Genomic DNA, 16,668 nt, shown 5'->3' with positions numbered 1-16,668 from the left:
TTTCGGGTAGAATGGCTAATGGGCAACTCCATGCATTGAAGGTGAAGAAATGACCAAACAGGTCGCAACCATATTAGATGTGCCATTTACGACTCGCGGTTTTCGTGAGACTGTCGATCATATAACTGAGCGCATACAAGGCGGTCAAAAGACCCACGTGGTGACAGCCAATCCGGAAATCGTTATGGTAGCGAGAGAGAATCGCGCTTTCCGTTCTATTGTAGAACAAGCCTATGTCGTTCCAGACGGAATTGGAATCGTGTACGCTGCCAAATGGACGAATCAGCCGATTTATGAGCGCGTTACCGGTGTGGAGCTTCTGGAAGCGCTCATGGCGAAAGCCGATCAGCATCAGTGGGGCGTTTATTTACTCGGCGCCAAGCCAGATGTCATTCATTTGGCAAAAGACAAACTGAGTGCCCGTTATCCGAACGCCCGAATCGTCGGATGTCGGGATGGCTATTTTCGCCCAGAGGAAGAAACTCAAATTGTACAAGAAATTGCCGAAGCGAAACCGCAGCTCCTGTTCGTCGCGCTGGGTGCGCCTAGACAAGACGAATGGATGGCGAAGTATCGCGATCAGTTAAATGCCTCCCTGATGATGGGGGTAGGCGGAAGCTTTGACGTCATTTCCGGGAAAGTGAAGCGCGCTCCCGAGATTTGGCAAAAACTGCATTTGGAATGGTTTTATCGACTTGCTTCTGAGCCTTCCCGCTGGAAGCGTCAACTGGCTATTCCTCGGTTTGTTCTAACCGTACTGAAAGAAAAATGGAGTAGCCGTTCCTAGATGCATCCGTAGAGAGGAGAACAGTCGATGTCTACACTAATCCTCGGATTTCTGACTTCGCTGATCATATCGTTTATTGCAACACCGTATGTGAAAAACCTGGCTGTAAAAGTAGGAGCAGTGGATGCCCCGAACCAGCGCAAGGTACACACGCGAATCATGCCACGTATGGGTGGCTTGGCTATTTATTTCGGTTATCTGGTTGCGTTCTTCCTATTTGTCCCGCATACAAGCATGTCGGAAATGCTGGGAATTTTCATTGGAAGTACGATTGTGATGGTCGTCGGCATGCTCGATGACAAATACCAGCTCTCGCCAAAATGGAAGCTGCTCGGACAGCTAGTCGCAACAGCGATTGTCGTCATTCCTTTTGGCTTGAAGATTGGCGTCGTGAATCTGCCGTATAGCGGAAGCATTGATTTCAGCAGTGGCTGGCTTTTCTGGCTCGCGATTCCGATCACGATGTTTTGGATTGTCGGTGTAACCAATGCAGTGAACCTGATTGACGGTCTCGATGGTTTGTCGGCAGGTGTGTCAGCGATTGCTGCAGGGACAATGGGTGTCATGGCCTTGTTGATGGATGATTACAAGGTATCGGCCTACTGTTTCGTGCTCCTTGGAGCGATCTTGGGCTTTCTCTACTTTAACTTTCATCCGGCTCGTCTGTTCATGGGTGACACCGGTTCGCTTTTCTTAGGCTTTAATCTGGCTGCCCTGTCGATCATGGGCTTTAAAGAAGCGTTGTTCGTTTCCTTTATCATTCCAATCGTCGTGCTGGGTGTACCGCTCTGGGATACGTTCTTCGCCATCGTGCGCAGGATCGTGAACAAAAAGCCGATTTCGAGCCCAGACAAAGGGCATTTGCATCACTGTTTGCTGAACATGGGTCTGTCGCACCGCTCGACTGTACTCACGATTTACTCGATCAGCATTTTCTTCGGGACGATGGCGATCCTGCTGACGAAGACGACAAAGTGGACTACGATTATTGTCATGGTCGCGCTGCTGATTGTTATTCATCTCGGAACGGAGATCGTTGGACTCGTTAGCCGTCGTCACCGCCCGCTAATTAATGCATATCGACGGATTAAAATCAAACAAACCGAGCAACAGCGTCGGACGAATTAAAAATAGCAAGAGCCCTGAGCCCTGGTATCTTTTTGATACCGGGGCTTTTTTTGACAGATTATTACGGGGAAACTCTTAACAAAAGAAGGGGTTTGTCCGATAAAGAAAGGAGAAGTATACTGCCCGGTTTTTACATGGTGTGGCTCCTGAGTCATAGGGGAAGTAATTGGAGGGATGTCTCTGTTCATGATTGGCTAGTGTGGGGGAAGTGTTGACGCGTGTTGGCGTCGAACTACGCGGGCAACACTTTTTTGCAAATAGAAATTAGCGAAGATACTGTAAGTAAATCAATACTTCGGAGGGGAAAATCAAATGGGTAAAAAAGTCTTTCGAATAATGATTGCCATAGCGTTGTTATTCACAATGCTTCCATTGTACCCAGTGCAAGTAGACGCTGCATGGGGCGACAACAATAAAAATCAGAAGAACTTCGTCTTTCCAGATGTAGTAGCGAAAGTAAACTATAAGTATGTGACGCTGCAAGGGGTTTTAAGTAATGTTTCGCCTAACGGAATTACATACTCCGTAAAAAACACGGCGGCCAATATTGAAACAACTCCATCATCACGAGGAATCACAGTATCTCAAGATGGTGCAAGAATCACCGTTGCGAATATTGAGTTGTTCGATGGCGACAATACGGTTACTTTTTATGGGAAGCAAGGTACTTCTGAAGTCATAAATACGTATGAAATCACGTACATTAGCACACCATTATTATACAACCTTCAACTTACGGGTGGAGGTAAAAAACTGCCAATCAATCCAAACGATAATACGATCGTGACGAGAGATTTTTCCACCAGTAACTATTTTACGATTGAAGGGAACTCTCCAAACGTAACTCAGGTAATCATTCGGAATGGAAGCGAATCTGTTTCAACAAGTGTATCTCCAGATGCAGATGCCTACTTTATCGTGGGGAGAGTACCACTAAAACGTGGTCTCAACAAGCTGACATTTTTATTGAAAAATGACAATCAGACTGTAGAGGTAAAACGTAACGTTGTTTATTTCGACGGTACAGGTACTTTTTATGACGTCCAAATGCAAGTTAATACAGAGAAGTACCAATTGGCAGACAATCCGACTGTAAAAACTAATGCAGATGCTGCGGCTAGGAAAGGTGCAAAGTTCAGCGGGTACGTCATTATTCCAAAAGAGCCGCGCTTGACCTCGTTTAACCCAGCGAATCCGGGAACAACTCAGATCGTTAAGGTAGACATGCTGAATACTGCAAATAGAATTACGGAGTCTGTACCTAGTATTACGAGCCAATTTATAACTCAAACTGGCACGTATGCAATCTATTCTTTTGAATCTAGTGGTACAAGCTTGTCCGACAATATGATTGTGGACAATCAACGTGTCTATGCCAAACTCTCGGCTTTTAGCCCGATAGAAACGTATAAGTCCGATCCATCGAATGCTACACCACCAGCAGTATATGATGATCCAACAGATGATGAGTTTGGATACTTATTCCAAAGTGCAAATGCTCCTTCTATTACGAAGCTAGAATATAAATTTGGAACAAGTTCTGTTTACAATGATTTGAAGGATGGCACTATTCTTAATGAGAAGCCATTCTATATTAAAATGCTTGTATCGAATGGAGCCAATAATGCAGGAATAAAAGTGGAGTCAGTGAATTCCTATGGAAATAAATCTGTCGTAATTCCATCAAGTATCACGCCTGTGGGTGCATCGGCGGAATATGTATTGAAAATTGACAGTCTTCCATTTGATGGAACTCAAACATTAACTGTCTACTATGATGCAAATACGTTTGCATCTGTAAAAGTCAATGCTGCAGCTGGACCAGTATTGAAAATGGATGGTGTATATGACGGATTAATCTTTAAGTATGACCCTAACCTGTCAAATAGTGATAAAGGTTATGCAACTAGAGAAGGTAACACAAAATATTTAATTGAGGACATTTTGAAGGAATTTTCAGGACGCTTGGACAATGTTAATGTAGTAGCTGATGACTACAAGGACTCCAATGGTAAGAAGGCTATTACATTAAAGGTTAATAATAATGAGGTAATTTTAGCGCCTACTGATGCAAGCAGTCCAAACTCATTTAAAATGACTGTGGATGGAAACCAAACTTACAAAAAAGTATCGGGTTACTTTCATGATGGTCAAAATACAGTGATTTTCAAATACAATAAAAATAATTTAGTATATGAAAAGACATTGATTGTGACCCTGTATTCGAATTCAGTCCCGGAGATTCCAGTAGCTAATACTGAGATTTATCCATATAACACAACTACACGTAAACCCGATTCACGTTTCGTAGGAAAAGATGGGGTTTATACAACCAAAGAAAACAAAATGAAGATTACAGGTACGTTTGATTTTGTGGACTTAGGGGATAAAGAATCAGAAGTAAACAGTACAATTGGTTATATTGAGGCGAATAAGTATGTATTCGTAATCGAAGGCCCTGACGGATTTGGAACGAAAACATGGGATCTTAAAACAAACACATTGATGAACGATAACAAACCGTTCGACAACAATAAGACTGACATTACCGATTTAGATGTGTACTACGATATGAAAAAGCATTACTTTACTTTCGATATTGACGAGCAGGATATTCCTACCGATGGAAGTAAAGCAGTCTATAAATTCACGGTTTACAACAATGGTGTAAATGGCGGTTCAAAAGCATCGTACCGTCTTGAAGTATCCGCACCAGGTGTTACCTACAAGATTTTACGTCCGACACCTTTGCAAAAAACTGTAAACCAAAACTATATTGAAGTGGTAATCGAATCGAAAAACTCCAGCAAGGTAACAGTTGGAAAAACAGAAGCACAAAAAATCAGCTTTGACTCTGATCTCGATGGCGACATTGATACAACGGATGCTTACCGCGCGATCTTTACCGATTTAAAACCGGGTAAGGCGAATAAGATTCCGATTACAATTACACGTGGAGCCGACACGGTAAAGGACACGATTGAAGTGTTCTATGCACCTACGAACATTCAAGGTGCGCAACATATGGCGCCAATGGATAAGATCGGGAAAGTCTTCGGGGGCAAAGTCGCACTGACATTCCCGAAAGAGACATACTTGATGCGAACTGACTATACAGTTCCAGAGAATCTGCGAGGACAAGTGTTTAAAGGTCATAACATCTTGTTTGGTATTGCAAATACTGATGACGGTGTCCTTGATCGATATGACTATCTCGAAGATCGCCCAAGAAACTTCGATGACACTGTTCAAGATTTGGGTAGACAGTTCAAGAATTCCTTTGATATGCATTTTATAAAAGCAAGTAATGTGTTCTGGATTGACGCGGGTATGGCAGATAATCCGAACACAGATGAGTATGACCCATATCAATACGGAATGCTGCCAATCATGGCGATTCCTGATCCAGACGAGATGAATCCTCGACTGTACAATTTTAACGATGTACCTAGGAACCGAGTGGTAATGCCGACAAAGCGTGGAACGTTGGAGTTGTCCTTTGACGAGCATGTCGTGCCAGATGCTTCTCATACGCTAACCGTTATGCGTTACGATCCGGAGAAATTCTATTGGGAAAATCTCGGTGGGGTAGTGAACACCAGCAAAAAGACTATTAAAGTTCCGTTTGATCGTTTCGGTTACTACGTTGTAGCAAAATTGAATGACTCCTTCCGTGATGTGGTACACCATCCGTACGCGCGCAATCATATGGAAGCCATGTTTGCAAAAGGGGTAGTACGGGCAAGAAGTTCTCTTGATTTCGCACCTGACATGGATACTACTCGTGGTGAATTCGCTGCAATGGTAGTTAGGGCATTGGAGTTGCCTCTTGTCACAGATGTGAGCAAACCTAGCTTTGACGATGTAATTATGGATTACTCGCCGACAGATCTATATGACTATCGCCATATTGAAACTGCGGCTCGACTTGGAATCGTGAAAGGGACGGATCCAAGGATCTTTAACCCGCAAGGCAAAGTAACGCGCCAAGAAGCAGCAGTAATCTTGTCCCGAGCTCTGAAATTGAAATTGGGTACGTCTGCTCCGGCTTCTAAACTAGCGCTCAAGAAACAGTTCAAGGATTTTAACTTGATCGATGATTATGCTGCGCCAGCTGTCGTGGCAGTTGCAAAAGCGAAATTGATTGCTGGTTCACCTGTAGATGTTGAGGATCTGAAAAAAGGATATGTATTTGAACCAAATGCAAACATTCTACGTGGAGATGCAGCCATCCTTATGTCACGTGTGATGGCAAATCAAAAGAAAATACCTCCAGTTCTTGAAATCAAGTTGTAAGAACCAAAAGCCTTCTTTTTGGACTGGTCCAGAAAGAAGGCTTTTTAACAACCTAATGACAATAGGAGTGGATCAAATTGAGAAAATTAACAATCCTAGCTACGGTTGCTACGCTTGCCATTGGTATTGGAACGGCTTATGCTGCTGGAAGTCCCTACGGAAAACTGGGGCCCTACGAGCAAGTTTCCATTAACATGGATAGGGAGAAAACGAATGCAAAAGGTGTTTTAATTAATGGAGAAATTTATGTTCCGGTAAGCGCCATGCAAAAAAATAATAAAAGCGCATACTATTATGATTCAGCCAATTATCAGGTACATTTATTTTTTGGCGGTGGCCAGGAAAGTAACAATACCGTCGATTACTATTATCGTGACAACGGCTACCAATATAAGTCCAAATCTGAACTGGCTGCAGAAGTCATGAAAAACATCCCTTACGACGATTCGAATTATCATTCGGGTATGATGCATCAAGATATTTTGAACATTACTTCTTTCTCAAAAGCTTTTCTGACGGTAACAGAGATGATGGACAATGCCGTTCAATCAAAAGTAAGCATTAATCGGGAACCCAATATGGAAATCATTAAGCAGGCTTTAAGATACAGAGGGTTACCATTGGAACTGATGGATGATCGGATGGAAGCATTGGCAGAAGAGCTTGGGGATCAGATCGGTCGAAGAGAAGAGCGAGATATGGAGGATGTAAGGGATCACATCCAAGATGCAATCAAATATCAAAACAAAGCATACAATGTGCTGGAGGATTGGCTGCGGAGCTCGGATGAAGATGATCTCGATGATTACAGGGACTATGTTGAAGAAGTGAAAGAAAACCTGTATGAAGCAATCGAGTTGCTGACTGGTGAAGTGATGGATGAACCAGGTCAGGTGAATGAAGACAGCTTAAAGAAGGAAGTTGAGAAGTGGCTTCTTAAGCAATAAATAATGCTGACGTAGTAACTCAATATTTCGCCATATATAATAGAAGAAAAGCTGAAGAGGTCATCGCCTCTTCAGCTTTTTTCATGGAGAAATTACTCTTCTTCTACATCGCCAACCGCGTCTACAGGAACCTCCACATATTCCTTTTCCCCCAGCACGATCTGAGCTTGTCCATTCGTCAAATCAACCATCCGTGCGACAAACTCATCCTGTACCCCCTCAGGGATTAGCACATGCGCGGTAACCTTGTCTGTAAAATCCGTACCACTCACGCGATGTTCGCCCAGACGCAGTTCGTTCTCGACCTTGCCCCACCACGTATAATCTACACTGACAGAGATGGTCTGATGCAGCGTGTGCACCACGATCTTTGCAGCCTTCAATGCAGTGACAGTTCCAGCTGTATAAGCCCGAACGAGTCCACCGGCCCCAAGCTTGATTCCGCCGAAATAGCGAGTGACGACTACGACAGTATCCTTCACGCCGTTTTTCTTGATGCATTCCAGGATCGGCTTGCCCGCAGTACCGCTAGGCTCCCCATCATCGCTTGAGCGCTGAATCTGATCGTTTTCACCGATGACAAAAGCAGAACAGTTATGGGTAGCGTCCCAGTGCTTCTTTTTGATCATCGCGATAAACGCTGTCGCTTCTTCCTCAGTGATAACCCGCTGAGCATATCCGATAAAACGGGATCGCTCAATGACGATATAGTCCTCACCGTAGCCGGCGATGGTTTTGTATTGGGTAAGCATCGTACAATCACCTCAAGAAAAGGATAGCATGCCAAAGAAATGTTGGCGAACACTGAAATGTTTTTGACACATAATCGTAGTACTCTATGTGGTGCTTGTGGAATAAAAAAGGAAAGGGAGGAGTTCCTTATGATTCCCTTATGAAAATGCTGGTATGGCATAATTTTGCGTGTGAGAAGGATAACTCTGTGATATAGTGATCTTGGGACAAACCACATATTTAATGTGGTTAATAATTTTATGCTCAATATAAAATAAAGGAGTGGAAGTCAGTGAATTTTCCATATTCGAAAAAGAAATGGATGTCTATCAGTTTGGCGGCATTATTAACAACAGCCCTTGGCGCAGGAACTTTGACAGCATCTGCGAATACAGGCTCCGATCACACTAAGGCACCTACGACTGTACAAGCGTCTACCGATAAAGTAGCAGCTGAGGCAGGCAAAGATAATACGACAACGTCTGATACTGCCGCAACAGATGAGTTGACGCTGGAAAAAGCGATTGAACAAGCTTTGAAAACCAACGTCACATTACAAAATGCTATTCTGGATGCGAAAAATGCAGATATTAACGACTCCATTATTTACAGAAGCACGGCACAAATGACAGCAGACATGCTGGAATCCTTGGACGCAGCGCAAGCAAAGTATGTGAGAAGCGCCCAAAGTGAAATGACCAAGAAGCTGAATGCTCTCGCTGTTAAGACTACAGAAGGAAAAATCAAGTTGGGCGCTCAAGATGCCTATTACAAACTGATTTTTGCTCAGGATGACTTAAATTTGAAAAAACAAAGCTTGGCCCGTGCTGAAGCACAACTAAAAGTAGCTAAGGCTGCATTTGGTGTGGGAACCAACGCAAAGACAGACGTGCTTGAAGCAGAAATGGGCGTAGCAGGTGCAAAAGCTCAATTGACGAGTGCGGAAAACAACTTGGAAATTGCTGTGATGAATCTGAACGATTTCCTTGGCGTTGATCTGCAAAAAGAATGGAAAGTCGTTTCTGCCAATAAGCAGATGGCTCCAATTTCGATTACCATGAAAGAGGCCGAAAATCAGGCTCTCTCTAAACGTTTGGAGATTACCAAAGCAGAAGAAGAGCTTAAGCTGGCAGAATTGAATGTGAAGCTGATCGCTGAGTATACAGCGGCGTCAACTCTTTCTGGTCAACAAGCTCGCAACAACGTCGAGAAATCGAAGCTTGCCATTGATGAGGCAAAACGTACCGTTTCGAAAGATGTTGCGCAGGCATACCTCAACCTAAACGCAGCTCGCGAGGCGATTGACTTCCAAAAAGCAGCAAAAGATTCCGCAGCTGAGAGCTATCGCTTGAAAAATTTGCGTTATGAAAATGGACTCGCGACGACTTTGGAAGTCATTCAATCGGAAGAAGCATTGTCTACTCGTGAGAACGAATACCAAAAAGCTATCCTGTCTTACAACTTGGCTGTCGTAAACTTTGAAAATGCATTAGGAAATTAACCTAATTCAAGCAAGATTATGAGGTTTTGAACCAAATTGGAAAAAGGTTCAGTCGTGACAGCCCGCCATATGTCCCCTATAATACGGATTGTGGCGGATGTCACTTCGTACATAATGGACAGGTGAATAACGAACCACGAAAAAAACTTTAAATTTTTTTCGAAGGCGCCGCAACTTTTGATTCGCTCAGGCGTTTAATAGGATGTCACACGAAAAACGGGGAATTGTGTAAAAAAGATTCACGAATTCTAGCACTTGTGTTACACTAGTGATTGTTGCATTTTACACAATACTGAATATACTAGAGATTTTTAACACAAAAAGCGAGGCTTTCCTGCGAAAGGAGGTGACACGCGCTTGCAGGATTCGGGCTTTAAAAAGAAAGATAGATTAACAACAAATATTCCCCAAGAACAATTTGTTTATACTAGAGGAGGAGAACACAAGGTTATGAAAAAGGTCGTTAACAGTGTATTGGCTAGTGCACTCGCACTTACTGTTGCTCCAATGGCTTTCGCAGCAGAAGAAGCAGCAACTACTACAGCTCCTAAAATGGACGCTGATATGGAAAAAACCGTAAAACGTCTGGAAGCTCTTGGCCTGGTAGCAGGTTATGGCAACGGCGAATACGGTGTAGACAAAACTATCACTCGTGCAGAGTTCGCTACTCTGGTTGTTCGCGCTCGCGGACTGGAGCAAGGTGCGAAATTGGCACAATTCAGCAATACTTACACAGATGTGAAATCTACTGATTGGTTTGCTGGTTTCGTAAACGTAGCTTCCGGCGAAGAAATCGTAAAAGGTTTCCCGGACAAATCTTTCAAACCACAAAACCAAGTTACTTATGCTGAAGCTGTAACTATGATCGTTCGTGCACTGGGTTATGAGCCATCCGTTAAGGGTGTATGGCCTAACAGCATGATCTCCAAAGCTTCCGAGCTGAACATTGCTAGAAGCATCACTACTCCTAACAATGCAGCAACTCGTGGCGACATCTTCAAAATGCTCGACAACGCTCTTCGCGTAGACCTGATGGAGCAAGTTGAATTCGGTACTGACATCCGTCATGAAATCACGAAAGAAACTCTCCTGACTAAATACCTGAAAGTTACTGTTCGTGACATGGAATGGGCTCAAGAAGCTGGCAACGACAGCGAAGACCTGCCATTGGTAACTAACGTACCAGCTATCGGTCTGGGCAAAATCAAAGCTAACGAAGTTACTTTGAATGGTAAAGACGCTGGTATCGGCAACACTACTTACAAAGTAGCTGACGGTATCAACGCTAACGATTTCGATGGTCAACACGTACAAGTGTGGATCAAAGACGACAAAGAAGACGTAATCGTTTGGATGGAAGGTTCCACAGACCAAGAAGTTATCATGGACCGCGTTGGCGAGTTCACTCTGAAAGGTAAAACTTTCGAAGATCCAAAAGATCTGAGCAACTCTGATCTGGCTGATCTGAAATTGGAGTTGGATGCTAGCGAAAAAAGCTACCGCTTCAACAAAAACACTAAAGTAACTTACAACTTCACTCGCTTCAACGATCCAGTTGATGGTTTGAAAGAAATCATCAAGGACAACGCTGAAACTCCTGGTTACACTTTCGGAGCGAAAGTTGTTCTGGACAACAATAACGAGATTGCTTACATCCACGTTATTGATGACCAAACAATCAACAAAGAAGACGAAGGCGTTAAATACGGTTCCGAAGTTATCTCCAAAATCGATACTGATAAGAAGAAAATCACGAACCGTGATAACGACAAGTTCAACGATCTGGAAGGCAAAGAAGAAGGTAAAGACTTCTTGGTATTCCTCAACGGTAAACCAGCTAAATTCAGCGATCTGAAAGAAGGCATGGTTTACAGCGTATACTACGCTGATGGCGACGAAGACAAATTGCTGGTATTCGCTACTGACACAGTAGTAGAAGGTAAAGTAGACAAAGTTGTTAGCCGTAACAACAACGACTACCGCCTGACTATCGGCGACAAAACATACCGCATTTACGAAGGTGTTACTTTCTCCGATGACGGTAACAAAGATGTTCAAGACATCGACAAAGACCACTGGGATCTGGTTGACAGCTTGGACGACGAAACAGTAAAACTGTACCTGGATGCTTCTGGTCGTGTTCGTCACATCGAAACTAAGGATGCTATCGACGATCGCAAACAAAAAGCAATCATCACTCGTGCAGCTACTTTCAACACAAGCAAAGACACTTGGGATTTCACTGTGTTGACTCAAAAAGGTAAAAAAGTAACTGTTTCCCTCGAAGCTAAAAACATCTATGACTTCGATGGCAAAAACTACGCGAGAGATGGCAAGTCCGAGTGGGATCTGGAAAACATCCTGGTACCTAGCAAAGACAAAGACACTCTGCTCTTGGAAGTAACTCTTGATGCAGATGGCAAACCATCCAAAGTTGAATTCCAAAAACCTGTTAAAGTTGAACAGGAATCCGGCAAAGCTTGGGATGACCTCGCAGATGAAGACGACGATATGGTTGGCGACTACGAAGTTACCGACAAAACAGCTGTCTTCGACATGACTGGTGAGTTGGAAAACAGCGGCAAACGCGCTGAGCTGAAAAACGCTAAAACTGCGAAGTTCAAAGACGTTGCTGACGAAAACGATCTGTCCGTAATCTACACTATCAACGACAAAGACGAAGTAGAAGCAATCTTCGTTGTTGAAGGTGACGGTTTGAATGGTGACGCTCACTACGGTCAAGTGATCGACTTTGGTCGCAAAGGCGGTAAAGACACCATCAGAGTATGGGAAAAAGAGAAAGACAGCAACAAAATCGTTGAGAAAGAATACAAACTGGATGGCGATCAAGACGATCTGAAAGATGACGACATCCGTCGTAACGACTTCATCGCATTCACATTGGATTCCAACGACGAAGTTGTTGTTGACGATGTAGTTGAAGTAGTTAACAAAAACTCTAAAGGCATGCTCGCAGAAATTACTGATGAAAAGGGCATGAAAGATGCAAACATCGACAAAATGGTCGTTGGTTTGGTTTCTGATGTAAACAAAGACACCATCACTTACAAAGATGCTGACGACAACAAGAAGAAAGCTAGCATCAAATCTGCTACAGTTTACTTCGATCTGTTCGATGACTTGGGTGAAGCAGATGGCGTTAACGAAGGCGACTACGTTGTAATGATCGACAGCGGTGACATCTCCGGTACTAAATACGACTTCGTTCTGATCGTTTCTGACGCTAAGACAGTTCGTAAAGACAAACTGGAAGATGACGCAGAAGCATTCTTGAAACAAGAACCAGTTAAGCCAGATCCAGGCGGAGATAAATGGGATGCTCTTCCAACTACTGTAGAAGGTAAATTCGTATCTGCTGGTACTTTGAAAATTTACCGTGCTTCTGTAGAACTGAACAAAGACATCAAGGCTGATGAGGTTGATGACATCATTTTCTCCATCAACGGCCAAGTAGTAACGCCTAACGTTCTGGACTTCAAAGATGGCAAAATTACCATCCAGTACCAAACTGAAGACAAAGTAACTTCTAGCGAACTCAAAGTTACTAACAAAAATGGTAAAGATTCCGACAAAGCAAAAGTAAACTTCGTAGAAGCGTAAGAATTACTTTAGCTAGTCTGAAGCAGGATTTGGGTTACTAAAGAGTTAGAGGGGACATTTCCCCTCTAACTCATATTACCCGACTATAGAGAACTTCCTATCAAACATACGGAGGGGTAGTACGTGAATAAAAAAGTGGTACTTTCTGTTCTTTCAACTACACTTGTAGCTAGCTTGGCAGCTTCTGCTTTCGCAGCACCAAAAGATGGTATTTACATTGGTGGAGACATCAAAAAATTCTATTCTACTGACGTTCTGTTCGAAATGACGCCAGCAGCTAAAACAGCTTACAACAATGAGCTGAAAACTATGGCTACTAACCTGAACAACGTAGTATTCGTTGACTACAAAGGAAACGGTGCTTCTCTGCAAGAAATGTTCGACAAGGGCAGCAAAGTTGCTCTGGGCGAGGCTCTGAAAAAAGAAGACTTCGCTGATCTCTACAAAGTAGTAAACAAAGATGGTTCTTCTACAGCAACTGAAGATGCTAGAGCAAAAGTAGATCCTACTCCTACTGGCGATCTGAAAGTTGAATCTGTAAGTGCTAATAACCTCAAAGAAGTTGTAGTAACATTCGACAAAGCTGTTGACGCTGATACAGCTGGAGACAAGGCTTATTACACCTTCACTGCAAATAAATTGGCTGTAGACAAAGTAACAGTATCTGGTAAAACAGTGGTTCTTACTCTTGCAGCTAAAGCTGAAAATCAAGCTTCCTATGAGCTGAACGTTGATGGTATTAAAGGTTTGGTGAAAACCACAAAAGAAGTCAAGTTCTTCGATAATACAACTCCAACTGTAGCAGCTGTTGCTGCAATTGGTCCAAAACAAGTAAAAGTTACATTCTCTGAGCCACTGAGTGCAAAACCAAGTTTCTCTGTTAACAACGGTGCTATTGCAGTTGTAGCAGATAACTTTGTAGAGGGTACTAAAGAAGTAATTTTGACTTTGGGAGCTCAACCAACAGCTAGCACTAACACTGTGACTGTTGAAGGTGGAGCAGATTATGCAAGTTACAAAGTAGAGAAAGTAACTAAGGACTTTACTGTTGTAGCTGACACAACTCCTCCTACAGTTTCTGTTAAAAAGGCATCTGCTAAACAAGTAGTTTTGGAATTTAGCGAAGATGTACAAAACGTCAAAGACAACAACAACGTTGTTTTCTACCACACTACTAAAGGTCATGACGGATACAAAGGTAAAATTGATGGAGTAGATGGTAAAGAAGTTACAATCTCATTCGTAAATCCACTCCCAGAAGGTCAATTCAAAATTTTTGTGGATTATGTAGTAGATAACGGTACTCAAATTTCCGACTTGTGGGGCAACAAACTTCCTGAACAAGTTATCACAGGAACGTTTGCTGCTGATACAACTCCTCCAACAGTACTCAAAGTTGAGGCTAAAACAAACAAAGAGATTCTCGTTACATTTAGCGAAGCTGTAACTGGAGCAAATATTAAGGCAAACTACACTCTGAAGGGTGTAGCTGGCAATGTAATTCCACTTAGCGGTGCTGAAGTAGTTGATGCAGCTAAGAACATCTACAAAGTAGTTACTACTGAACCATTGAACGGTGGTTCTTACTACTTGACAGTTAAAGGTATTGAAGACGCTTCTAAGAATAAACTTGTTGAGTATACCGCAACTGTTGCTGTTGCAGATACAGTAGCTCCGAACGTGAAAGACCTTGATCCAGCAACACCTGACTTTGATGCTCAATTGATCTCTAAAGCTAAAGTGAAAATTGCTTTCACTGAACCAATGGATAAAGCATCCATCGAGAATAAAAACAACTACTTGTTTAATGGAGTTAACCTCGATAGCAAAGTAACTTTAACTGCTACTGACAGCAACACTGCTGTGGTTGTCGACTTTACTAATGTAGTTGGATTCAACGGGTTCAATAAAGGTGATGCTATCAATGTAGGACGTGTACTGGATACAACAGGAAACCCAATTGCTGCAATGCAAACAAAAGTTAATTTGCCAAACAGCGTGTCCGCTCCATTGTTTGATAAAGCTGAGGTAACTGGTAAAAATACAGTTAAACTCTATTTCAAAGAACTCATCATCAATGCAAAGGCTGACGACTTTGCAGTTGATAATGGAAAAGGATATGAAGGAGTTCTCTCCATTTCCAATGATGTGGTAGAAAATAAATCCGTAATCACTCTTACTACAGCTAACGAGTTGCCAACTACAGCAGCTGATGTGAAAGTTAAAACTGTTGGAGAAGTAGATGCTAAAAACCAATACGATGCAGCTGTAGCTCTGTCTGATGTTCCTGCAGACGACAAGATCGGTCCTAATTGGCTTAAAGCGGAAACCGTTGATACAAACAACAACGGAAAAATCGATCAGTTCAAACTGACTTTCTCTGAGGCGCTGTATGTTGCATCTGTTCAAGATAGCGACTTCAAAATTGAAGGATACACTATCGCCGGTGTAGCAACTAATGGTGAAGTAGTAACGATTAAAGTCACAGAGTTGGACATCGATGATTCCGAGGCTACACCTACAGTAGCAGTAATTGGCTCTGTAGAAGACCTGAAACGTAATGCATCTGGTCCATTTGAACCACAAAAAGCTGTTGATGGTGTGAATGCACCAGATAAAGAAGCACCTGTAGTAACAGGTGTTGAGAATGGAAAAACTTACGACACCGCAGTAACACCTGATTCAGCTGATAAAGATATCAAAATTGTAGTTTTGAAAAAGGATGGAATAGAAGTACCTGGTTATACTTTGAAAACAGAAATCAAAGATAATGGCTCATATGAGCTAGTTGTAACTGACAATGCAGGTAACCCAACAACTGTGAAATTCACAGTTAATATTCAAGCTAAAGATACAAAAGCACCAGTAATTACAACTGTAAAGGATGCTAATGTCGCTGTTGCAGATGCATCAGGATGGAAAGCACCAGAAACTACTGCTACTGATGATGTAGACGGCGACATCACTGCTAAGATTGATGTTACTTATTCAAGTGACGATGCAGGAAACAAAGTAACAGATTTGGCTTCTGCTCAAGCTCACTTGGGTACTGCAAATAACACTGTAAAAGTAACTTACAATGTATCTGATAAGGCTGGAAATCCTGCTACAGCAGTTTCCGCAACTTTTACAGCAATCTAATTAAAATCACGAAACGTTACTTCATACAACTCATTACCTGAGTGAAAGAAGTGGAGAACGGCCCCTAGACAACTTTCAAAGCGGTCTAGGGGTTTTCTATTTATCCTCTCAAATAGATTGGTGCAATCTCAATCCATGAGAAGAGCCTAACCCCTCGTGTACCTAATCCTCCTTCACGAAAAGCAGCCCTATACCAACTTCCCCCATGAAGTCAGGTGAAGTCGTACTTACTAAGATGCAAGGCGGGGCTCTTTAAAAGTTGACTAAGGTTTGGTGACGAATCCATGGTGATTCAAAACTAGATAGCTGTTGTTAGGTAGTTAAGCGCTAGGCGTTTAACAACAGGCGATGCACCCGAGATCGTACAGACGAAACAGGAATAATTCAGGCTGTTAAACCTATTTTTCCCGCACTGTATAGTGGGGACCTAAGGTCAGCAAAACAAGGGAAAGACAAGGTGGAATGTTTGAAGTCTTATCAAAAGAAGTAGGTTAGCACCGGTGAGGTTGATAAGA

Annotated in this window: 8 protein-coding genes; 7 read left to right on the top strand and 1 reads right to left on the bottom strand. The window is 42.7% G+C overall.

Annotated features, from left to right (window positions below):
* Nucleotides 1–49: 49 nt before the first annotated feature.
* The 4 genes from HPY31_RS05190 (at nucleotide 50) to HPY31_RS05175 (ending at nucleotide 7,158) form a co-directional block, all read left to right on the top strand.
* Nucleotides 50–787, top strand: a complete 738-nt coding sequence (locus HPY31_RS05190; protein ID WP_015893594.1) for a WecB/TagA/CpsF family glycosyltransferase — start codon at nucleotides 50–52, stop codon at nucleotides 785–787.
* Nucleotides 788–814: 27 nt separating this feature from the next.
* Nucleotides 815–1,915 carry a glycosyltransferase family 4 protein gene (locus HPY31_RS05185; RefSeq protein WP_172139135.1) on the top strand — a complete coding sequence of 367 codons (1,101 nt, stop codon included), beginning with the start codon at nucleotides 815–817 and terminating at the stop codon, nucleotides 1,913–1,915.
* Between the two features lie 312 nt (nucleotides 1,916–2,227).
* Entirely contained in the window at nucleotides 2,228–6,211 is a 3,984-nt protein-coding gene (locus HPY31_RS05180; RefSeq protein WP_172139133.1) for an S-layer homology domain-containing protein, read from the top strand.
* Between the two features lie 77 nt (nucleotides 6,212–6,288).
* Nucleotides 6,289–7,158 (top strand): hypothetical protein, encoded by an 870-nt coding sequence (locus HPY31_RS05175; protein ID WP_172139131.1) that lies wholly within the window; start codon nucleotides 6,289–6,291, stop codon nucleotides 7,156–7,158.
* A gap of 92 nt (nucleotides 7,159–7,250) precedes the next feature.
* Here HPY31_RS05175 and HPY31_RS05170 read toward each other — a convergent pair whose 3' ends face one another.
* Nucleotides 7,251–7,910 carry a YigZ family protein gene (locus tag HPY31_RS05170; RefSeq protein ID WP_172139129.1) on the bottom strand — a complete coding sequence of 220 codons (660 nt, stop codon included), beginning with the start codon at nucleotides 7,908–7,910 and terminating at the stop codon, nucleotides 7,251–7,253.
* A gap of 272 nt (nucleotides 7,911–8,182) precedes the next feature.
* Here HPY31_RS05170 and HPY31_RS05165 point away from each other — a divergent pair, with 272 nt between their 5' ends.
* The 3 genes from HPY31_RS05165 to HPY31_RS05155 all read left to right on the top strand — a co-directional run bounded on the left by HPY31_RS05165 (nucleotide 8,183) and on the right by HPY31_RS05155 (nucleotide 16,153).
* The gene (locus tag HPY31_RS05165) at nucleotides 8,183–9,391 is read left to right on the top strand and encodes a TolC family protein (RefSeq protein ID WP_172139127.1); all 1,209 of its coding nucleotides are present in this window, start codon (nucleotides 8,183–8,185) and stop codon (nucleotides 9,389–9,391) included.
* A 450-nt stretch (nucleotides 9,392–9,841) separates the two neighbouring features.
* Entirely contained in the window at nucleotides 9,842–13,012 is a 3,171-nt protein-coding gene (locus HPY31_RS05160; RefSeq protein ID WP_172139864.1) for an S-layer homology domain-containing protein, read from the top strand.
* Nucleotides 13,013–13,135: 123 nt separating this feature from the next.
* Nucleotides 13,136–16,153, top strand: a complete 3,018-nt coding sequence (locus HPY31_RS05155) for an Ig-like domain-containing protein (RefSeq protein ID WP_172139124.1) — start codon at nucleotides 13,136–13,138, stop codon at nucleotides 16,151–16,153.
* Nucleotides 16,154–16,668: the final 515 nt, after the last annotated feature.

The organism is Brevibacillus sp. HB1.3 (assembly GCF_013186635.1).
Classification (GTDB): Bacteria; Bacillota; Bacilli; order Brevibacillales; family Brevibacillaceae; genus Brevibacillus; species Brevibacillus brevis_D.
Note: the sequence above shows the minus strand (reverse complement) of the source record. Positions and strands in the feature narration are given on the sequence as shown.